The organism is Yokenella regensburgei, from assembly GCF_051486985.1.
Taxonomy (GTDB): Bacteria; Pseudomonadota; Gammaproteobacteria; order Enterobacterales; family Enterobacteriaceae; genus CBFFRJ01.
Genome location: NZ_JAHVDV010000015.1, coordinates 22356 through 43939 on the forward strand (window position 1 = coordinate 22356; position 21584 = coordinate 43939).

Consider the following 21584-nt stretch of genomic DNA (forward strand, 5'->3'; position numbering starts at 1 on the left):
CCGTTCTCGACTCACTAAAGTGATGCCGCTATAATGCCGCGTCTTTATATATGAACGTCTTCGGGATGATTCTGGCGACAGGGAATGTTTATCAAATTTGAGAAAGCATCCCGGTTAAGTGAAGCCAATGACAGCTTCCAGTGAAGAGTTGACCGAGCACCGTGATTTTTTGAGGTAACAAGATGCAAGTTTCAGTTGAAACCACTCAGGGCCTTGGGCGCCGTGTAACGATTACTATCGCTGCTGACAGCATCGAGACCGCTGTTAAGAGCGAACTGGTCAACGTAGCGAAAAAAGTACGTATCGACGGGTTCCGTAAGGGCAAAGTACCGATGACCGTTGTTGCTCAGCGTTATGGCGCTTCCGTTCGCCAGGACGTACTGGGCGAACTGATGAGCCGCAACTTTATTGATGCAATCATCCAGGAAAAAATCAACCCGGCTGGCGCACCGAACTATGTTCCGGGCGAATACAAACTGGGCGAAGACTTTACCTATTCCGTTGAATTCGAAGTGTATCCGGACGTTGAGCTGAAAGGCCTGGAAACCATCGAAGTTGAAAAACCTGTTGTTGAAGTCAACGATGAAGACGTCGACACCATGCTGGATACCCTGCGTAAACAGCAGGCAACCTGGAAAGACAAAGACGGCGCAGTTGACGCTGAAGATCGTGTTACCGTTGATTTCTCCGGCTCTGTAGATGGCGAAGAGTTCGAAGGCGGTAAAGCGACTGATTTCGTACTGGCTATGGGTCAGGGTCGTATGATCCCGGGCTTTGAAGACGGTATCAAAGGTCACAAAGCGGGCGAAGAGTTCACCATCGACGTCACCTTCCCGGAAGATTACCACGCTGAAAACCTGAAAGGTAAAGCGGCTCAGTTCGTTATCAACCTGAAAAAAGTTGAAGAGCGTGAACTGCCGGAATTCACTGAAGAGTTCATCAAACGTTTCGGCGTTGAAGATGGATCTCTGGCTGGTCTGCGTAGCGAAGTGCGTAAAAACATGGAGCGCGAACTGAAAGGTGCCGTACGTAACCGCATCAAAACTCAGGCTATCGACGGTCTGGTGAAAGCGAACGATATCGACATCCCGGCTGCACTGATTGACAGCGAAATCGACGTTCTGCGTCGTCAGGCTGCTCAGCGCTTCGGTGGTAACGAGAAGCAAGCACTGGAACTGCCGCGTGAGCTGTTCGAAGAACAAGCTAAACGCCGTGTCGTTGTTGGCCTGCTGCTGGGCGAAGTCATTCGTACCAACGAGCTGAAAGCTGATGAAGAGCGCGTTAAGGGTCTGATCGAAGAGATGGCGTCTGCCTACGAAGATCCGAAAGAAGTTATCGAGTTCTACAGCAAAAACAAAGAGCTGACCGACAACATGCGCAATGTTGCTCTGGAAGAACAAGCGGTAGAAGCTGTTCTGGCAAAAGCAAAAGTGACTGAAAAAGCGACCAGCTTCCAGGAACTGATGAACCAGCAGGCTTAATTTACTCCCGTACATAGAGTAAACAATGAGCCCGTCACCGTCAGGTGGCGGGCTTTTTTTATCGCATTGACGCTATCAGAAGTGTGCTAAAAGGATGTTTCAGTGTTAGCGTAACAGCAAAAGATTGTTATGCTTGAATTAAGGTGTGGTCATCCCCATACAGGGAAGATGAATGTAAACACTCTGGCTGATACTCCGTCCGTGTGCCGATCGTAGTCAGACCTGGCTCACTCAAGTACAATCAGTACAGCAGGTTATTTATTTTTATATCCAGGAGACGGAAATGTCATACAGCGGCGAACGAGATTCCTTTGCACCCCATATGGCCCTGGTGCCTATGGTTATTGAGCAGACCTCACGCGGTGAGCGCTCCTTCGATATCTACTCCCGTCTTCTTAAGGAACGTGTCATTTTTATGACGGGTCAGGTCGAAGATCATATGGCTAACCTGATTGTCGCGCAGATGCTGTTTCTGGAAGCTGAGAACCCGGAAAAAGATATCTACCTGTACATTAACTCTCCTGGCGGGGTAATTACTGCCGGGATGTCGATTTACGACACCATGCAATTTATTAAGCCTGATGTCAGCACCATTTGCATGGGTCAGGCCGCGTCGATGGGCGCATTCCTGCTCACTGCGGGGGCCAAGGGCAAGCGTTTCTGCTTGCCAAACTCACGTGTAATGATTCACCAGCCGCTGGGCGGCTATCAGGGTCAGGCAACGGACATTGAGATCCACGCGCGTGAAATTTTGAAAGTAAAAGGGCGCATGAATGAACTCATGGCCCATCATACGGGTCAACCATTAGAGCAAATTGAACGTGACACCGAGCGTGACCGCTTCCTGAATGCACACGAAGCCGTCGAATACGGACTGGTCGATTCAATTCTGACCCATCGTAATTAATGCCCAGGCTGCAGGTGTACCGCTATACTCAATGAAAGCGGCATTACGTTTTGTAGCGTTTTGCGCCTGGAATGGCATCTGCGTCGTCATGTGCGGCACAAGAACAGAAAAGAGGTTTTGACTCATGACAGATAAACGCAAAGACGGTTCAGGCAAACTGTTGTACTGCTCTTTCTGCGGCAAAAGCCAGCATGAAGTGCGCAAACTGATTGCCGGGCCGTCCGTGTATATCTGCGACGAATGTGTTGATCTGTGTAACGACATCATTCGCGAAGAGATTAAAGAAGTTGCGCCCCATCGCGAGCGGAGCGCACTGCCGACCCCGCATGAAATTCGCCACCATCTTGATGACTATGTTATCGGGCAGGAGCAGGCGAAAAAAGTGCTGGCGGTTGCGGTATACAACCACTACAAACGTCTACGCAACGGCGATACCAGTAATGGCGTTGAGTTGGGTAAAAGTAACATTCTGCTTATCGGGCCGACCGGCTCCGGTAAAACGCTGCTCGCTGAAACGCTGGCGCGTTTGCTGGATGTTCCCTTCACCATGGCAGATGCCACAACCCTGACCGAAGCAGGTTATGTGGGTGAAGACGTCGAAAACATCATTCAGAAGCTGCTGCAAAAGTGCGACTACGACGTACAAAAAGCGCAGCGTGGCATCGTCTACATCGATGAAATCGATAAGATTTCTCGTAAATCTGACAACCCCTCCATTACGCGTGATGTCTCTGGCGAGGGCGTGCAGCAGGCGCTGTTGAAACTGATTGAAGGGACTGTCGCTGCTGTTCCACCGCAAGGGGGGCGTAAGCATCCTCAGCAGGAATTCTTGCAGGTCGATACCTCTAAAATCCTGTTTATCTGTGGCGGTGCATTTGCCGGCCTGGATAAAGTCATTTCACACCGCGTTGAGACCGGTTCTGGCATCGGCTTTGGCGCGACCGTGAAATCTACGGCTGAGAAACCTAATGAAGGACAACTGCTGGCGCAGGTTGAGCCTGAAGATCTGATCAAGTTCGGTTTAATCCCCGAATTCATCGGTCGTCTTCCGGTTGTAGCAACGCTGAATGAGCTGAGCGAAGAAGCGCTGATTCAGATCCTGAAAGAGCCTAAAAACGCGCTGACTAAACAGTATCAGGCGCTGTTCAACCTCGAAGGTGTTGATCTGGAGTTCCGTGACGAAGCGCTGACGGCTATCGCCAAAAAAGCGATGGTACGTAAAACAGGTGCACGTGGGTTGCGTTCCATCGTCGAAGCGGCGCTGCTGGATACCATGTATGACCTGCCATCAATGGATGAAGTCGAAAAAGTGGTTATCGATGAATCTGTTATCGGCGGGCAGAGTAAGCCATTGCTGATCTATGGCAAGCCAGAAGCACAGCAGGCATCTGGCGAATAATTCGCCAATCCTTACAATCAGTTAATAAAAAAGGGGGGATTTCATCTCCCCTTTTATTTTTCCTTATTCCCGCCGTTGAATGTGTGGGAAACATCCCCATATACTGGTTTACATGTTAACGGTGCGTGTTGCACAGTCACGTCACCGACTTACCTGGCGGACATTAAACTAAGAGAGAGCTCTATGAATCCTGAGCGTTCTGAACGCATTGAAATCCCCGTATTGCCGCTGCGCGATGTGGTGGTTTATCCGCACATGGTCATACCCTTATTTGTAGGGCGGGAAAAATCTATCCGTTGCCTTGAAGCCGCCATGGATCATGATAAAAAAATCATGCTGGTTGCGCAGAAAGAAGCCTCAACGGATGAGCCGGGTGTAAACGATCTTTTCACCGTCGGGACCGTGGCCTCAATTCTGCAGATGCTGAAATTACCGGACGGTACCGTAAAAGTGCTGGTCGAAGGCTTGCAGCGCGCGCGTATTACCGCTTTATCTGACAATGGCGAACATTTCTCAGCGAAGGCGGAATACCTTGATTCGCCGGCCATTGACGAGCGTGAGCAGGAGGTGCTGGTTCGCACCGCGATAAGCCAGTTCGAAGGCTACATCAAGCTCAACAAAAAAATCCCACCGGAAGTGCTGACGTCGCTGAACAGCATTGACGACCCTGCGCGTCTGGCAGACACCATTGCTGCGCATATGCCGCTGAAACTGGCTGACAAACAGTCCGTACTTGAGATGGCTGACGTCAATGAGCGTCTTGAGTATCTGATGGCGATGATGGAATCCGAAATCGACCTGCTTCAGGTTGAAAAACGTATCCGTAATCGTGTTAAAAAACAGATGGAAAAATCTCAGCGCGAGTACTATCTGAATGAGCAGATGAAAGCCATCCAGAAAGAACTGGGTGAGATGGATGACGCGCCGGATGAAAACGAAGCACTAAAACGCAAAATTGACGCGGCGAAAATGCCGAAAGAGGCGAAAGAAAAAGCCGAAGCTGAACTGCAAAAGCTCAAAATGATGTCCCCGATGTCTGCGGAAGCAACCGTCGTACGCGGTTACATCGAGTGGATGGTTCAGGTTCCGTGGAACGCCCGCAGTAAGGTGAAAAAAGATCTGCGCCAGGCGCAGGAGATTCTGGATACCGATCACTATGGCCTTGAGCGCGTTAAAGATCGCATCCTTGAATATCTCGCGGTGCAGAGTCGTGTTAATAAGCTCAAAGGGCCGATTCTGTGTCTGGTTGGGCCGCCGGGGGTGGGTAAAACATCTCTCGGGCAGTCCATCGCCAAAGCCACCGGGCGTAAATACATCCGTATGGCGCTAGGTGGCGTGCGTGACGAGGCGGAAATTCGCGGTCACCGTCGTACCTATATTGGCTCTATGCCGGGTAAACTTATCCAGAAAATGGCAAAAGTAGGGGTGAAAAACCCACTTTTCCTGCTGGATGAGATCGACAAAATGTCTTCAGACATGCGTGGCGATCCGGCTTCAGCCTTGCTGGAGGTTCTTGATCCGGAACAGAACGTGGCGTTCAGCGACCACTATCTGGAAGTGGATTACGATCTTAGCGATGTCATGTTCGTGGCGACCTCTAACTCCATGAACATCCCGGCACCGCTGCTCGATCGTATGGAAGTGATTCGTCTGTCCGGCTATACCGAAGATGAAAAACTTAACATTGCTAAACAGCACCTGTTGCCGAAACAGATTGAGCGTAACGCGCTGAAAAAAGGCGAGTTAACCGTCGAGGATAGCGCTATTATCGGCATTATCCGTTACTACACTCGTGAAGCGGGTGTACGTAGCCTTGAGCGGGAAATCTCCAAACTGTGCCGCAAAGCGGTGAAACAGCTGCTGCTGGACCCGTCTCTCAAGCATATTGAGATCAACGGTGAAAACCTGAATGACTACCTGGGCGTTCAGCGCTTTGACTATGGTCGCGCGGATGATGAAAACCGCGTAGGTCAGGTTACCGGGCTTGCCTGGACAGAAGTGGGCGGCGATCTGCTGACTATCGAAACGGCCTGCGTGCCGGGTAAAGGTAAGTTGACCTATACCGGCTCACTGGGTGAGGTGATGCAGGAGTCTATCCAGGCGGCGCTGACCGTGGTGCGTGCGCGTGCAGAAAAACTCGGTATCAACGGTGATTTCTACGAAAAACGTGATATTCACGTTCATGTGCCGGAAGGTGCCACGCCGAAAGACGGCCCAAGCGCCGGTATTGCGATGTGTACCGCGCTGGTTTCTTGCCTGACCGGCAACCCGGTTCGTGCAGATGTGGCAATGACCGGGGAAATTACCCTGCGTGGTCAGGTGCTGCCGATTGGCGGGCTGAAAGAGAAACTGCTTGCTGCCCACCGTGGTGGTATTAAAACCGTGCTGATTCCTTTTGAGAACAAACGCGATCTTGAGGAAATTCCGGAAAACGTTATCGCCGATCTGGAAATCCATCCGGTGAAACGTATCGATGAGGTTCTGACGCTTGCGCTGCAGAATGAACCCTTCGGCATGCAGGTAGTGACCGCAAAATAGTGACCCCGCGCAAAGAGCGTTGATAAAAACAAGGCTGGTAAGGCATTTCGCACTTGCCAGTCTTTTTTTGTATAGCTAATTTAGATTGCTGGTTGGTTGTGTCATCATCAACTGGTGTTGTAAGGGCATGACAGGCCTGATATAACAGCTGCGCGGTCGCACTGTGAAGGATGCAGGTGCGATATAAATTATAAAGAGAGGAAGAGAAGAGTGAATAAATCTCAACTGATAGACAAGATTGCCGCAGGGGCCGATATCTCTAAAGCGGCAGCTGGACGTGCGTTAGATGCTTTAATTGCTTCTGTTACTGAATCTCTGAAAGCTGGGGACGATGTAGCGCTGGTAGGTTTTGGTACCTTCGCTGTTAAAGAGCGTGCTGCGCGTACTGGTCGCAACCCGCAGACAGGCAAAGAAATCACAATCGCCGCGGCTAAAGTTCCTGGCTTCCGCGCAGGCAAGGCGCTGAAAGACGCGGTAAATTGATCGCTTTCCCTTACGGAAGGTGAAAAAGAACAAGGGCGCATCGTGAGATGTGCCTTTTTTTATTTGTTCAGCCATCTTTATCCGAGTTTCTACGTGTTCTGGGCTGACAATTGACCCCTTTTCTTGTCAAAATACATCTTTGTACGCAGCGTCGGGAAACTGAGTGACTGCGCGAGGTCTACAGTCACCTACAGCGGAGTGTTGTTACACCATGATGGACAATTTACGCACGGCAGCAAACAGCATCGTGCTCAAAATCATCTTCGGCATCATTATCGTGTCGTTCATTTTGACCGGCGTCAGTAGCTATCTCATTGGCGGTAATGATACTTACGCCGCGAAGGTTAACGATCAGGAGATTGGTCGCGGTCAATTTGAAAATGCCGTTGCCAGTGAACGTAACCGCATGCAGCAGCAGCTGGGCGAGCAGTTCTCTGAACTGGCAGCCAATGAAAACTACATCAAATCTATGCGTCAGCAGGTGCTCAATCGTCTTATCGATGAAGCGCTACTCAATCAATACGCGAAACAGTTGCATCTTGGCATTAGTGACGAGCAAATAAAGAAATCGATTTTTGCGACCCAGGCCTTTCAGACCAACGGCAAATTCGATAATGCGCGCTTTAACAGCATCGTCAATCAGATGGGCATGAGCGCCGATCAATACGCACAGGCGCTGCGTAATCAGCTTATCTCCCAGCAGTTGATCAACGCTGTTGCGGGCACCGATTTTATGCTCAAAGGCGAAACGGATGAACTGGCTGAACTGGTCGCCCAGCAGCGCGTAGTTCGTGAAGCGGTCATCGATGTAAACAAACTGGCCGCTACCCAGTCCGTTAGCGATGCGGAAATTTCCAGCTTCTACGAACAAAACAAAAGTCGCTTTATGACACCGGAACAGTTCCGTGTGAGTTACATCAAGCTGGATGCTGCCAGCATGCAGACTTCCGTCAGCGATGCAGATATTCAGACTTACTACGATCAGCATATGGATCAGTTCACTCAGCCACAGCGTAACCGCTACAGCGTGATTCAAACCAAAACCGAAGATGAAGCAAAAGCGGTGCTGGATGAACTCAAGAAAGGCGGTGATTTTGCGGCACTGGCGAAAGCTAAATCAGCGGACATTATCTCTGCCCGTAACGGCGGTGACATGGGCTGGCTGGAAGCTTCTACCACGCCGGATGAACTGCAAAACGCCGGTCTTAAAGAGAAAGGGCAACTTTCTGGTGTGATCAAGTCTTCAGTGGGCTTCCTTGTGGCTCGTCTTGACGATATCCAGCCTGCAAAAGCGAAACCGTTAAGTGAAGCGCGTGACGACATCGCGGCGAAAGTGAAACAGGAAAAAGCGCTGGATGCCTGGTATGCGCTGCAACAGAAGGTCAGTGAAGCGGCCAGCAACGATAATGAAACCCTGACGGGTGCCGAGCAGGTTGCGGGTGTGAAAGCGGTAGAAACGGGCTGGTTCAGCCGTGAGAGTTTACCGCAAGAGCTGAACTTTAAACCCGTCGCTGATGCCATCTTTGAAGGTGGTCTGGTTGGGCCAAACGGCGCACCGGGTAGCAACTCCGATATCATCACCGTAGATGGCGACCGTGCCTTTGTGTTACGTATCAGCGAGCATAAACCTGAAGCGATTAAACCGCTTGATGAGGTGAAGGCGCAGGTAAGTGATATTGTAAAACATAACAAAGCACAGCAGCAGGCGAAGCTGGATGCAGACAAGCTGATCGCGGCCCTGAAAGAAGGCAAAGGTGACGACGCGATGAAAGCGGCTGGCCTGAGTTTCGGTGAAAGTAAAACGCTGGCTCGTACCGGTCAGGATCCGGTTAGTCAGGCGGCATTCTCATTAACGCTGCCTGCGAAAGATAAACCGAGCTACGGCGTTGCTAACGATATGCAGGGTAATGTCGTGGTGCTGGCGCTCGATGAAGTCAAAGCAGGCACCATGCCGGACGCGCAGAAAAAAGCGATGGTGCAGGGTATTACCCAGAACAATGCCCAGATTGCTTTCGAAGCGCTGATGAGCAATCTGCGTAAAGAGGCCAAAATCAAAATCGGTAGCCAGCTCGATCAGCAACAATAACGAGACGTCTTCCACAATTTTTGCAATTTAATGCAAACTCAAAGGCCGCTTTCGCGGCCTTTTCCATTTCTGCATGTTGCCGTTTGTTCGGCGGTGTTCCGCTGTTTATGGTGTGCTTACTGTAAACAAACAAGGAGAAACAGTATGAAACGTGGAATCAAAGCCCTTTTAATTTCCCTCACTTTTGCCTGTGCAGGCATGGCGCAGAGCGCACTTGCCGCACCTGCCGAGGCAGGCGCAAAAGTGCCGGTTGCTCAGTCCAAAGCAGACAGCTCTTCCCAGGCGCCAGGCAAAAAACTGGAAAGCGCAAAAAGCAGCGATGATGAAGGCGGCACGCAGGTCAGTATCAATACCGGGAGTGCGGAAGACCTTGCACGGGTGATGAATGGCGTCGGCATGAAAAAGGCGCAGGCCATCGTCAGCTATCGTGAAGAGTACGGCCCGTTCAAATCGCTGGAAGACCTCAAACAAGTGCCCGGCATGGGGCATTCGCTGGTTGAACGCAATCTCAGCCATCTCACTCTTTGAATTTAGCGCTTGCGCGGTAGCCATTTTTTGCCATGCTAAAGAGGTCATACCAGTTATGGCCTCTGTTCCTATAACAAAAGTGAAGGCTAACGCGCTATGCAGACTCAGATTAAAGTCCGTGGTTTCCATCTTGATGTCTATCAACACGTCAACAACGCCCGCTATCTCGAATTTCTTGAAGAGGCGAGGTGGGACGGGCTGGAGAATAACGAAAACTTTCAGTGGATGACAGCAAACAACATCGCGTTTGTGGTCGTCAATATCAATATTAATTACCGCCGTCCGGCCGTGCTTGGCGATCGGCTGACGGTGACCAGTCACGTTAAACAGATCAACGGCAGAAGCGGTGTCTTAAGTCAGGTAGTGACGCTGGACCCGGATGCTGAGGTGGTAGCAGATGCGCTGGTGACGTTCGTCTGCATCGATCTCAAAACGCAGAAGGCACTGTCGCTTGATGGCGAGTTGCGCACAAAACTGCAGGAGATGATCCAGGAGGAGATGTAACGCACGTCGGCAGGTTTTAAAATGCATGCCCCGGCAGACAACAGGCTATCGGGGCATTCACCTTACCTGAGGCCGGTTTTCTTTTTCATTGCTGACATCACGCCCGGCTTGTCTGCAAGATAGTGATGCAGACCGTTAGCGCGAAGATTACAGGCAGCGCAATGAACACAGCCGTCGCCCTTGATGCCGTTGTAGCAGGTCAGGGTTTCGGTACGTACCAGCTCAAGTTTGCCCCAGTAATCAGCGAGAGCCCAGGTTTCCGCTTTGTCCAGCCACATGAGGGGCGTTTCAAAGCGAATGTCTTTTGCCATACCAAGGCTGACTGCATGATTCAGCGCTTTTACAAATTCGTCGCGGCAGTCAGGATAGCCCGAAAAATCCGTTTCGCAGACCCCCGTGATGACGGCTTCCGCTTGTACCTGATACGCATAAATTGCCGTCAGCGTTAAGAACAGAATATTGCGGCCAGGAACAAAGGTATTGGGTATACCACTGGCATCAGGTTCGTAATCGGGAACGGGGATGCTGTCGCGCGTCAGGCTGCTCACTGCCAGTTCGTTTAACAGAGTAACATCAAGCACTTTGTGCGCCCGGGCACCCAACGCCAGCGCCAGTTCGCGCGCAACGTCTATTTCAGCGCGATGACGCTGACCATAATCGAAGGTGACGCAATGCACTTCATCGTATTGTTGTAACGCCTGTATCAGACAGGTCGTGGAATCTTGCCCGCCACTAAACACGACAACGGCACGTTTCATAATTCTTCCCGGCTTCAGTCATAAACCCGTATGGTAACGCGAGCCGCAGATGCCGACCAGCTTCTTCACTGCATCGGCGGCGGCAGCCAGGCCCTGGTAAAATCGAACCAGCCGCGGGTATTTAACTGAATGCCTTCCACGCCTGGCGGTGCGCTGATGCGATACTGATAATTAAACAGCGGCGTCAGAATGGCCTCATCCATCAGACGATTCAACACCGCCTGGAGGGCGGCGATCCTCGCCTGTTCATTTGGCACGCTTTGTACGGCATCCAATGTGGCCTGCAAATGGGAGAATTGCGAAACGCTCAACACGTTCGGCCACAGAGGATCGCAGCGAAGCCACTGCTCAAGAGTGTATTCCGGCGCCTCGCCAATCAGCCTGTCTCCCATCATTAAATCCGCACTCACCAGCGCGTCACACCCCTCCCAGGTTTTTGCATCGTGAAAAATGACCGTCAAATCACAGCCCAGGGTGGCCAGGTAGCGCTGCAACTGGCGGGCCATCGTGTGTAATTCCACCGGCAGGTGGTAAACCAGCGTCAGGGCAGGCGGCAGCGGAACCGTCTCCTGATGTGACCAGTGGGGCATGTCCCAGCCCGGGATGAGCGCTTTACTGGGGGTTATAAGATCTTCATCAAGCGGTAGCGTCTGTAACAGTGTTGTCTGGTGAATAATCTGTACCAGACGGCGGGACTGCGCGGGGCTGAGTGTCGAGCCGGCACGCTGCGCGAGGTAACAAAAGCCGAGGCTGGTACTGTTACTTACTGTTTTCAGATTGAGCAGGTCGTCGGCTTCCCCGATGGCGATTTGCACCGGGTGGCGGCAACTCGTCCCCAGATCCTGCTCAAATAACAGCGGCGTTATCCAGTACTCCACCGCTTTTATACATGGATGCGTTAAATGATACCAGGCATGGCTTTCGAGGCGAACCAGCGCCTCGCTGAATGTGACTAACTGAAACGGCCCGGTTCCCGACATCGGCAACTCTGGGTGTGCCAGCAGACAGGCGTAACTGGCAAGCCGGTGTGCAAGCCAGAAGTCAGGGCGATGCAGCCAGAAAGTCAGGCAGTATGAATGGGTCGCCTCTACTGTCCTGACGCTGGAAAACAGCGTGCGCAGCGCAGGTTGCGCCAGTAGCATTTTAAATCGCTGTTCTAACTGGAAAGTCTCCACCACATCACCGTTGTGCCAGCGCAGCGTGGGTCGAATATGAAAACGCCAGCAAAGCGTGTCATCACTGATTTCCCAGTGATGCGCTAAATCGCCCTGGGGCACCGCGCTGTCGCTCACGAAGCGCGTAAGGCCGGAGAAAATCTGCCCTGCCAGATGTTGCTCCGCCCGTCCGGGAAGAAAGCCAGGGTGCAGAGGGTCGAGTGGGCGATAGTAGGGAATACGTAACGTGGGGGTATCGTTTTGCCATGAACCGCCAAGAAAAGGATTAAGCAGGGTACGCAACGCGTCAGGAGCAAGCTGCGCCAGGGCAAGGGCACTATGTTGCTGCCCGGTACGCAGTGCGTTTTCCATCATCTCCTGGCGCAGTGACTCAGGGGTACGTAAAAACGTCAGCGTCCCGCGTTTTCCTCGCCCGGATTGCGACTGCCAGTGCAGCCAACCGGAAGCCTGCATCTGACCAAGCAATGTGCGCATATGCCGCCCACTACAAAAACAGCTATCAGCGAGTCGGGCAACGCTGACCTGCTGATCTTCACCTGATGAGGTCTGCCACAGGCGCTGGTATTGATTGAGTCGGTTAAGTTGTCGCATAAACCCGGAACAATTATCCCCATCTGCTCACTATTACTTCCGTATATATCAGGCAATACTTTTGCGCAATACGAGGCGTTGAAATCTGGAGAAAATATGGCCCGGCTGGCAGCTTTTGATATGGATGGCACATTGCTCATGCCCGATCACCGTTTAGGCGATCTGACGCTGGCGACATTGCGTCGTCTGCGTGAGCGCGATATCACCCTGGCCTTTGCCACGGGCCGCCACGCGCTGGAGATGAAAAAGATCGTCAAATCGATTTCACTGGAGGCGTTTTTGATAACCGGTAATGGCACTCGCATCCATTCGATGGAGGGCGATCTTCTGCACTGCCAGGATCTTGACCCTGATATCGCCGAGCTTGTGCTGCACAGCAGATGGGATACGCAGGCTACCCTTCACGCCTTTAATGATTCTGGCTGGTTGACGGACAAACCTATTCCGCCTGAGCTGAATGCGCATTTCTACAGTGGTTTTACTTACCAGCTTGTGGACCTCAAACGCCTGCCTGCTCATGACGTCACGAAAATCTGTTTTGTCGGGGAGCATGAGGATTTGTGTCGGTTGCGTGTACAGCTTAATGAGGTCATTGATGGACGGGCGGCGCTCTGCTTCTCGGCGTTCGAATGCCTCGAAATATTACCGCTCGGCTGCAATAAAGGTGCTGCGCTCACTAAGCTGAGTGGCCTGTTGAATGTGCAGATGCAGGATTGTATGGCGTTTGGCGACGCCATGAATGACGCCGAAATGCTGGCAGGCGTCGGGCGGGGACTCATTATGGGCAATGCGATGCCGCAACTGCGGGCCGCACTGCCCGATTTACCGGTGATTGGACACTGCCGTAATCAGGCTGTTTCACACTATTTAACACATTGGCTGGACACACCACATCTTCCTTATTCCCCCGAATGACGAGATTTTTCCAGCAAGCCAGACCCCGGTCTGGCTTTTTTTATTTTACCAACCGGGTAATTTCCGTCTGCCAGGGACGGATATCGCCGATATTGCTGGCAACCCATTGCGGGTCGTAATAGGTCTCGAGGTAACGGTCACCGCTGTCACATAACAGGGTCACAATTGAGCCGGTCTGGCCCGCGTCACGCAGGCGAGCGGCCATGTTCAGAGCGCCCCACATATTGGTGCCGGTAGAGGCACCAACTTTGCGACCCAGTTGGGTTTCCAGCCATAACGCGGTGGCGACACTGGCGGCATCCGGTACGCGCAACATCTCATCGACGACATCCGGAATAAAAGAGGGCTCGACGCGAGGGCGTCCGATGCCTTCAATTTTGCTACCAACGGTTGAACGTCGCGTCGCGTCACGGGTTTGCCAGTAATCCATAAAGACGGAGTTTTCCGGATCGACCACCATAAGCTTAGTGTCGTAACCCTGACAGCGAATATAGCGGCCAATGGTAGCGGATGTGCCGCCCGTCCCTGCGCTCATCACGATGCAGGCGGGCACCGGATGCGGTTCATTTTTCATCTGCCGGAAAATACTGTCGGCAATGTTATTGTTGCCGCGCCAGTCAGTTGCGCGTTCGGCAAAAGTGAACTGATCCATATAGTGGCCGTTTAATTCACGGGCCAGCATCTCTGATGCGGCATAAATCTCGCAGGCGCTCTCCACGAAATGGCAGCGGCCACCATAGAATTCAATCTGCTCAATTTTTCGTTTTGCGGTGCAGCGTGGCATGACCGCGATAAATGAGAGCCCCAGCAGCCGGGCGAAGTACGCCTCCGATACGGCGGTAGAACCCGATGAGGCCTCAATAATGGTGGTGCCTTCCTTAATCCAGCCATTGCACAAGCCGTAGAGAAACAGCGAACGCGCCAGTCGGTGTTTCAGGCTGCCGGTGGGGTGGGTACTTTCATCTTTCAGATAAAGTTGGATCCCTGCAAAGGCGGGCAGGGTAAGACGAATCAGGTGTGTGTCCGCCGAGCGCTGGTAATCGGCATTAATTTCGCTGATCGCGTGTTTAACCCAGGCACTGTTCATTCATTTATCCCATTTGTCATTTTGTGCCCAGAATAGAGCAAAGCACAGAAAAAATTGTTGCCATTACGCCTTTAAATTAGAATCTTGGTAGAAAAGTTTTCTCTGTAAGGCCCTTATGATAGATAAAATTGACCGTAAGTTACTGGCGTTACTGCAACAGGACTGTTCGCTCTCTTTGCAGGCGCTTGCGGATGCCGTTAATCTGACCACCACGCCCTGCTGGAAACGGTTAAAAAGGCTGGAAGATGAGGGGATTTTGCTGGCTCGCGTGGCGATGCTGGATGCAGAAAAGCTCGGTCTCGGCCTGACCGCATTTGTGCTGATTAAGACCCAGCATCACAGCAGCGACTGGTATTCCCGCTTCACTGCCGTGGTGAAGGATATGCCAGAAGTGCTCGGATTCTGGCGCATGGCGGGCGAATATGATTACCTGTTACGCGTGCAGGTGGCGGATATGAAACGTTACGATGATTTCTACAAGAAATTGGTCAACAGTGTGCCAGGCTTGTCAGATGTCACCTCAAGCTTCGCCATGGAGCAGATTAAATACACCACGGCTTTGCCCATAGAATAACCCTCCCGGCGTTGGCCGGAAAATCACGTTCAGGATGTAAACGCGTGCGATTATTTGCTCAGTTAAGCTGGTATTTTCGCCGGGAATGGCGACGCTATCTCGGTGCCGTTGGCTTACTTATCATTATTGCCATACTGCAACTCGTGCCGCCCAAAGTGGTGGGCATTGTGGTCGATGGCGTTACCCGCCAGCACTACAGCGTCTCGCAAATCATGATGTGGGTCGGTACGCTGGTGCTGATTGCGGTGGTGACTTACCTGCTGCGCTACGTCTGGCGCGTCTGGCTTTTTGGCGCCTCGTACCAGCTGGCTGTTGAACTACGCGAAGATTTCTACCGCCAGCTCAGCCGTCAGCACCCTGAATTTTACCTACGGCACCGGACCGGGGATCTCATGGCCCGTGCGACGAACGACGTTGACCGCGTCGTCTTTGCGGCTGGCGAAGGGGTCCTGACGCTGGTGGATTCACTGGTGATGGGCTGCGTCGTACTCATTGTGATGTCCACGCAGATAAGCTGGCAGCTGACCTTACTTTCTCTGTTGCCAATGCCAGTTATGGCGCTGGTGATCAAGCGCTACGGTGATCAACTGCATCAGCGCTTCAAGCTCGCCCAGGCGGCGTTCTCTGCCCTTAACGATCGCACCCAGGAAAGCATGACCAGTATTCGGATGATAAAAGCATTCGGTATGGAAGACCGGCAGTCGGCGCTGTTTGCCGGCGAAGCCGCGGATACCGGTCAGAAAAATATGCGCGTGGCGCGCGTCGATGCCCGTTTCGATCCGACAATCTATATCGCCATCGGTATGGCGAACCTGCTGGCGATAGGCGGCGGAAGCTGGATGGTGGTGCAGGGGACGCTGACGCTGGGGCAACTTACCAGCTTTATGATGTATCTGGGGCTGATGATTTGGCCAATGCTTGCGCTCGCCTGGATGTTTAATATCGTTGAACGCGGCAGTGCGGCCTATACCCGTATCCGTGACATGCTGGCTGAAGCGCCGGTGGTAAGCGACGGCACTGAAACCGTGCCAGACGGACGCGGAACGCTGGAGATAGCGATTCGTGAATTTACCTATCCACAGACAACACAACCCGTGCTTAATGACGTCCGCGTCACGCTGAAGCCGGGGCAAATGTTGGGTATTTGTGGGCCGACGGGCGCCGGGAAAAGTACATTACTCTCGCTAATCCAGCGCCATTTTGACGTGCAACATGGCGATATTCGTTTCCACTCCCTGCCGCTGACCACGCTCAAACTGGATGCCTGGCGCAGTCGCCTGGCAGTGGTAAACCAAACACCGTTTCTCTTTTCTGATACCGTTGCCAGCAACATTGCGTTAGGAAAACCCGGCGCGGCCCGTGAGGAAATTGAACAGGTTGCCAGACTTGCCAGCGTTCATGACGATATTTTACGTCTGCCGCAGGGTTATGAGACGGAAGTGGGGGAGCGCGGAGTCATGCTTTCCGGAGGGCAAAAACAGCGCCTGTCCATTGCCCGAGCGTTATTACTGGATGCGGAAATTCTGCTTCTGGATGACGCGTTGTCGGCCGTTGACGGACGAACCGAACACCAGATTTTGCATAACCTGCGTCAGTGGGGTGAAGGACGGACGGTTATCATCAGCGCACATCGCTTGTCGGCACTGACCGAGGCCAGTGAGATTCTGGTCATGCAGCACGGGCATGTGGCTCAACGTGGTCAGCACGAACAGCTGGCGAGCCAGCCCGGGTGGTATCGCGACATGTACCGTTATCAGCAGCTGGAAGCGGCGCTGGATGATGTGCCAGAGGAGGCCAGCCATGCGTAATTTTGGACAGTTATGGCCGACCCTGAAGCGCCTGCTGGTTTATGGTAAACCCTGGCGTAAGCCCTTGAGCAAAGCGGTGCTGATGCTCTGGATTGCGGCGGCGGCTGAGGTCTCTGGCCCGGCGCTCATTAGCTATTTCATCGACAATATGGTGGCCAAAAGTTACCTCCCGCTGGGGCTGGTGGCAGGCCTGGTGGTGGCTTATGTCGGTCTCCAGGTGCTCGCCGCAGGGCTGCACTATGCCCAGTCGCTGCTGTTTAATCAGGCGGCCGTAGGCGTGGTGCAAAAATTGCGTACCGACGTAATGGATGCAGCGCTACGTCAGCCGCTCAGCGCTTTCGATACGCAACCGGTAGGGCAGATCATCTCCCGCGTGACCAATGACACCGAGGTTATCCGTGATCTCTATGTCACCGTGGTAGCGACGGTACTGCGCAGTGCGGCACTGATTGGCGCCATGCTGGTCGCCATGTTCAGCCTCGACTGGCGTATGGCGATGGTGGCGATTGCGATATTCCCTGCGGTGCTTATTGTGATGCTGATTTATCAACGTTATAGCACGCCCATCGTCCGGCGCATGCGGGCCTACCTTGCCGACATTAATGATGGTTTTAATGAAGTGATAAACGGTATGGGCGTTATCCAGCAGTTCCGTCAGCAGGGGCGATTTGGCGAGAAAATGGGCGAGGCAAGTCGCTCTCACTATCTCGCGCGGATGCAGACGTTGCGCCTGGATGGTTTCCTGCTCCGGCCTTTACTGAGCTTATTTACCACGCTTATCCTCTGCGGCCTGCTGATGCTCTTTGGTTTCAGTGCGACCGGAACGGTTGAAGTCGGTGTGCTGTATGCCTTTATTAGCTACCTTGGTCGGCTCAATGAACCGTTAATTGAACTCACCACCCAGCAGTCAATGCTACAACAGGCGGTAGTGGCCGGGGAGCGCGTCTTTGAACTCATGGACTGCCCGCGCCAGACCTACGGGTACGACGACGCGCCGCTGAAAAGCGGTGCTATTGATATTGATAACGTGTCATTTGCCTACCGGGAGAACCAGTTTGTACTCCAGGACATTAATCTGAGCGTGCCCGCGCGCAGCTTTGTGGCACTGGTCGGGCATACCGGCAGCGGGAAGAGCACGCTCGCCAACCTGCTCATGGGCTATTACCCGCTCACGAAAGGTGAAATTCGTCTCGATGGCCGCCCGCTTTCTGCATTGAGCCACGCCTCCTTGCGCAAAGGTGTGGCGATGGTACAACAGGACCCCGTAGTGATGGCCGACAGCTTCTTTACCAACGTGACGCTGGGACGCGACATTTCTGAACAACAGGTCTGGCAGGCGCTGGAAACCGTGCAACTGGCGGATCTGGCGCGGGGGATGAGTGAAGGCATTTATACCCGTCTTGGAGAGCAGGGGAATAACCTCTCCGTCGGGCAGAAGCAGCTTCTCGCCCTTGCGCGTGTACTGGTAGAGACGCCGCAGATTCTTATCCTTGATGAAGCAACCGCCAATATCGATTCGGGTACGGAACAGGCTATTCAACATGCGCTCAAAGCGGTACGGGAGCAGACAACCCTGGTGGTGATTGCCCACCGCCTGTCGACCATTGTTGAAGCGGAAACCATCCTGGTTCTCCACCGGGGACAGGCTGTTGAGAGAGGGACACATCAGCAACTCCTTGAAGCAAAAGGACGTTACTGGCAGATGTACCAGCTGCAGCTGGCAGGAGAAGAGCTTGCAGCCAGCGCACGAGAAGATTCTCTTATCGCCTGATGCACCATAATCAGGCAGGCTACTGGCCGCTATCCCTGTTGGTGCAAAAATCTAACGCATCACGCACCGTCGTGGTGCGTTTTTTCTTTCCAGGAACAATCCGAACCCGTCCCGCTTTTCCCTGCCTGCCTCACAATCCCGCTGGCAGCGGATAAGCGTCTGAAACCCTCACTATTTTCATTTCTGGCACAGGCCTTGCAATAACGTTGACGTATTAGCTGCGGACATTTCGATTTTCGACTGGAGGGGGATCTATGAAGCTGGTTACCGTGGTCATTAAGCCATTCAAGCTGGAAGACGTTCGTGAGGCGCTGTCTTCAATTGGTATTCAGGGGTTGACCGTAACCGAAGTGAAAGGTTTCGGACGTCAGAAAGGGCATGCAGAGCTGTACCGCGGTGCTGAATATAGCGTCAACTTCCTGCCAAAAGTGAAGATTGATGTCGCTATTGCTGACGATCAGCTTGATGAAGTCATTGATGTTATTAGTAAAGCAGCCTACACCGGAAAAATTGGCGACGGCAAAATTTTCGTTGCTGAGTTGCAACGTGTCATTCGTATTCGTACCGGCGAAGCCGACGAAGCGGCACTGTAATACCTGCACACAGTGAAAGAATGGGGAATAAAATGATGAAAACAACATTGAAAGCAGGACTTGCCTCACTGGCCTTACTGCCCGGGCTGGCGATGGCGGCTCCCGCCGTTGCAGACAAAGCTGACAACGCCTTTATGATGATCTGCACCGCGCTGGTGCTGTTTATGACAATTCCGGGTATTGCGCTGTTTTACGGTGGCTTAATCCGCGGCAAAAACGTGCTTTCTATGCTGACGCAAGTGGCCGTAACCTTTGCGCTGGTCTGTGTCTTGTGGGTGGTGTATGGCTACTCCCTGGCCTTCAGCGAAGGCAACAATTTCTTCGGTAGCTTTAACTGGGCGATGCTGAAAAACATTGAGCTGACCGCCGTCATGGGCAGCTTCTATCAGTACATCCACGTAGCGTTCCAGGGATCATTCGCCTGCATTACCGTCGGACTTATCGTCGGGGCGCTGGCTGAACGCATTCGCTTCTCTGCTGTTCTTATCTTTGTCGTCGTCTGGTTGACGCTCTCTTACGTGCCGATTGCACACATGGTCTGGGGCGGTGGTCTGCTGGCATCGCATGGTGCTATGGACTTCGCGGGCGGTACCGTTGTACATATCAACGCCGCCGTAGCGGGGCTGGTCGGCGCTTATCTGATTGGTAAACGCGTTGGCTTTGGGAAAGAAGCCTTTAAACCGCATAACCTGCCAATGGTCTTCATCGGTACGGCCATCCTTTACTTCGGCTGGTTTGGTTTCAACGCTGGATCTGCCAGCGCCGCCAACGAGATAGCGGCCCTGGCATTTGTAAACACGGTTGTCGCAACAGCGGGCGCTATCCTCTCCTGGGTATTTGGTGAATGGGCCGTGCGAGGGAAGCCGTCTCTGCTGGGTGCCTGTTCCGGTGCGATTGCAGGTCTGGTCGGTATTACCCCGGCATGTGGCTACGTCGGCGTAGGTGGCGCGCTGATCATCGGGCTCGTGGCCGGTCTTGCGGGACTCTGGGGCGTAACCTCTCTGAAACGTTTCCTGCGTGTGGATGATCCCTGCGATGTGTTCGGTGTCCACGGTGTGTGCGGTATCGTCGGCTGCATCATGACCGGTATCTTCGCGGCCACTTCACTGGGCGGCGTAGGCTATGCCGAAGGCGTGACGATGGGACATCAGGTACTGGTGCAGCTTGAAAGTATTGCTATCACCATCGTCTGGTCTGGTGTGGTCGCCTTCATCGCCTACAAACTGGCTGATATGACCGTGGGCCTGCGCGTACCTGAAGAGCAGGAGCGCGAAGGGCTGGACGTCAACAGCCACGGCGAAAACGCCTACAACGCCTGACGGTAATGCGTTATCTCCCAAGCAAAAAAAGCCTTCCTCAGGGAAGGCTTTTTTATGTGCCGCAGGGGCATCAGGCTCCGCGGTTACGCATCACGCCTTCCTGCACGGTGGAGGCCACCAGCACACCGTCACGATTATAAAACTCACCACGCACAAAGCCGCGTGCGCTGGAAGCAGAGGTACTTTCCACGCTATAAAGCAGCCAGTCATTCAGATCAAACGGGCGGTGGAACCACATGGAATGGTCAATGGTCGCCACCTGCATCCCTTTCTCAAGGAAGCCCACGCCGTGTGGCTGGAGTGCGACCAGAAGGAAATGGAAGTCTGAGGCGTAACCGAGCAAATACTGTTGAACGCGTAAGTCATGCGGCAGGCTGCCATTGGCGCGCATCCATACCTGACGAGTGGGGGCAGCCTTGTGGCCCTTTAACGGGTTATGGAACTCAACGGGACGGATTTCGATAGGCTTATCGCCAAGAAACTTCTCTTTGACAAGCGGCGGTAAAAAGCCGGACAGCTCGCGGGCAATCTCAGTTTCTGATTTCAGTGATTCCGGGTCGGGTGCCTCCGGCATGGCTTTCTGATGCTCATAACCGGGCTCAGGGGCCTGGAACGAGGCCGTCATGTAGAAAATGGGTTTGCCATTCTGAATGGCGGCAACGCGGCGGGCGCTAAAGCTGTTGCCGTCTCGCAATACTTCGACATCATAAATAATCGGCTTCTGGCTGTCGCCAGGGCGAAGAAAATAGCTGTGAAAGGAGTGCACGAAACGGTCCGTCGGTACGGTCTCTTTGGCGGCATACAACGCCTGCCCGACCACCTGTCCGCCGAAGACCTGGCGAAGCCCTAAATCTTCACTCTGCCCACGAAAAAGACCCTCTTCAATTTTTTCCAGATTCAGTAATGACAGCAGATTGTTAAGCGCCTGACTCATAGGTGTCCTCAATGATATATACCCCGCCGAAGCGGACGTTTTGAATAGTATAACCTGGAAACTAAAGTGGTCCGATGGGTGCAATAATCTGAATAGAGGGGTGTTTGCAGGAAGAAATCAGTGATGTGTGCCA

Annotated in this window: 18 protein-coding genes; 14 read left to right on the forward strand and 4 right to left on the reverse strand. The window is 53.0% G+C overall.

Translation table 11 applies throughout. From position 1 onward, the window contains the following. The first annotated feature begins 182 nt into the window (after nt 1-182). From tig to KXR87_RS12055, 8 genes are all read left to right on the forward strand, one after another. On the forward strand, nt 183-1481 hold the full coding sequence (gene tig / locus KXR87_RS12020) for a trigger factor (RefSeq protein WP_437432478.1): 1299 nt from the start codon (nt 183-185) through the stop codon (nt 1479-1481). A 283-nt stretch (nt 1482-1764) separates the two neighbouring features. After that, nucleotides 1765-2388 (forward strand): ATP-dependent Clp endopeptidase proteolytic subunit ClpP, encoded by a 624-nt coding sequence (clpP, locus tag KXR87_RS12025; RefSeq protein ID WP_437432479.1) that lies wholly within the window; start codon nt 1765-1767, stop codon nt 2386-2388. 124 nt (nt 2389-2512) lie between these two features. Then, nucleotides 2513-3787, forward strand: coding sequence for an ATP-dependent protease ATP-binding subunit ClpX (gene clpX / locus KXR87_RS12030; protein WP_437432480.1), 1275 nt, complete (start codon nt 2513-2515; stop codon nt 3785-3787). A gap of 183 nt (nt 3788-3970) precedes the next feature. Next, nucleotides 3971-6325, forward strand: a complete 2355-nt coding sequence (lon, locus tag KXR87_RS12035) for an endopeptidase La (RefSeq protein ID WP_437432481.1) — start codon at nt 3971-3973, stop codon at nt 6323-6325. Between the two features lie 210 nt (nt 6326-6535). Next, the gene (gene hupB, locus KXR87_RS12040) at nt 6536-6808 is read left to right on the forward strand and encodes a nucleoid-associated protein HU-beta (protein ID WP_437432482.1); all 273 of its coding nucleotides are present in this window, start codon (nt 6536-6538) and stop codon (nt 6806-6808) included. 211 nt (nt 6809-7019) lie between these two features. Further along, nucleotides 7020-8894: a peptidylprolyl isomerase gene (ppiD, locus tag KXR87_RS12045; RefSeq protein WP_437432483.1), complete on the forward strand. Its 1875-nt coding sequence runs from the start codon at nt 7020-7022 to the stop codon at nt 8892-8894. A 144-nt stretch (nt 8895-9038) separates the two neighbouring features. Further along, nucleotides 9039-9422, forward strand: coding sequence for a helix-hairpin-helix domain-containing protein (locus KXR87_RS12050; RefSeq protein ID WP_437432484.1), 384 nt, complete (start codon nt 9039-9041; stop codon nt 9420-9422). A gap of 96 nt (nt 9423-9518) precedes the next feature. Beyond that, nucleotides 9519-9926 carry a YbgC/FadM family acyl-CoA thioesterase gene (locus tag KXR87_RS12055; protein ID WP_437432485.1) on the forward strand — a complete coding sequence of 136 codons (408 nt, stop codon included), beginning with the start codon at nt 9519-9521 and terminating at the stop codon, nt 9924-9926. Nucleotides 9927-9988: 62 nt separating this feature from the next. Here the strand turns inward: KXR87_RS12055 and queC are convergent, their stop codons facing one another. Then, nucleotides 9989-10684: a 7-cyano-7-deazaguanine synthase QueC gene (queC, locus tag KXR87_RS12060; RefSeq protein WP_437432486.1), complete on the reverse strand. Its 696-nt coding sequence runs from the start codon at nt 10682-10684 to the stop codon at nt 9989-9991. 65 nt (nt 10685-10749) lie between these two features. Beyond that, nucleotides 10750-12450, reverse strand: coding sequence for an SgrR family transcriptional regulator (locus tag KXR87_RS12065; RefSeq protein WP_437432487.1), 1701 nt, complete (start codon nt 12448-12450; stop codon nt 10750-10752). 96 nt (nt 12451-12546) lie between these two features. On the opposite strand from KXR87_RS12065, the gene cof reads away from it, so the two are divergent. Then, complete coding sequence (cof, locus tag KXR87_RS12070) at nt 12547-13365, forward strand: HMP-PP phosphatase (RefSeq protein ID WP_437432488.1); 819 nt, start codon at nt 12547-12549, stop codon at nt 13363-13365. 40 nt (nt 13366-13405) lie between these two features. On the opposite strand, the gene KXR87_RS12075 is transcribed toward cof, so the two are convergent. Continuing rightward, nucleotides 13406-14452 carry a PLP-dependent cysteine synthase family protein gene (locus tag KXR87_RS12075; protein WP_437432489.1) on the reverse strand — a complete coding sequence of 349 codons (1047 nt, stop codon included), beginning with the start codon at nt 14450-14452 and terminating at the stop codon, nt 13406-13408. 115 nt (nt 14453-14567) lie between these two features. Between KXR87_RS12075 and KXR87_RS12080 the strand changes: the two genes are divergently transcribed. From KXR87_RS12080 to amtB, 5 genes are all read left to right on the forward strand, one after another. Then, nucleotides 14568-15026 carry an Lrp/AsnC family transcriptional regulator gene (locus tag KXR87_RS12080; RefSeq protein WP_437432490.1) on the forward strand — a complete coding sequence of 153 codons (459 nt, stop codon included), beginning with the start codon at nt 14568-14570 and terminating at the stop codon, nt 15024-15026. A gap of 44 nt (nt 15027-15070) precedes the next feature. Continuing rightward, nucleotides 15071-16834 carry a SmdA family multidrug ABC transporter permease/ATP-binding protein gene (locus KXR87_RS12085; protein WP_437432491.1) on the forward strand — a complete coding sequence of 588 codons (1764 nt, stop codon included), beginning with the start codon at nt 15071-15073 and terminating at the stop codon, nt 16832-16834. Then, complete coding sequence (locus tag KXR87_RS12090) at nt 16827-18605, forward strand: SmdB family multidrug efflux ABC transporter permease/ATP-binding protein (protein WP_437432492.1); 1779 nt, start codon at nt 16827-16829, stop codon at nt 18603-18605. The genes KXR87_RS12085 and KXR87_RS12090 overlap by 8 nt, the downstream gene beginning before the upstream one ends. A gap of 254 nt (nt 18606-18859) precedes the next feature. Then, nucleotides 18860-19198 carry a P-II family nitrogen regulator gene (gene glnK, locus KXR87_RS12095; RefSeq protein WP_002891893.1) on the forward strand — a complete coding sequence of 113 codons (339 nt, stop codon included), beginning with the start codon at nt 18860-18862 and terminating at the stop codon, nt 19196-19198. Between the two features lie 32 nt (nt 19199-19230). Further along, on the forward strand, nt 19231-20517 hold the full coding sequence (amtB, locus tag KXR87_RS12100) for an ammonium transporter AmtB (RefSeq protein WP_437432493.1): 1287 nt from the start codon (nt 19231-19233) through the stop codon (nt 20515-20517). Between the two features lie 70 nt (nt 20518-20587). Here the strand turns inward: amtB and tesB are convergent, their stop codons facing one another. After that, the gene (tesB, locus tag KXR87_RS12105; protein WP_437432494.1) at nt 20588-21451 is read right to left on the reverse strand and encodes an acyl-CoA thioesterase II; all 864 of its coding nucleotides are present in this window, start codon (nt 21449-21451) and stop codon (nt 20588-20590) included. Nucleotides 21452-21584: the final 133 nt, after the last annotated feature.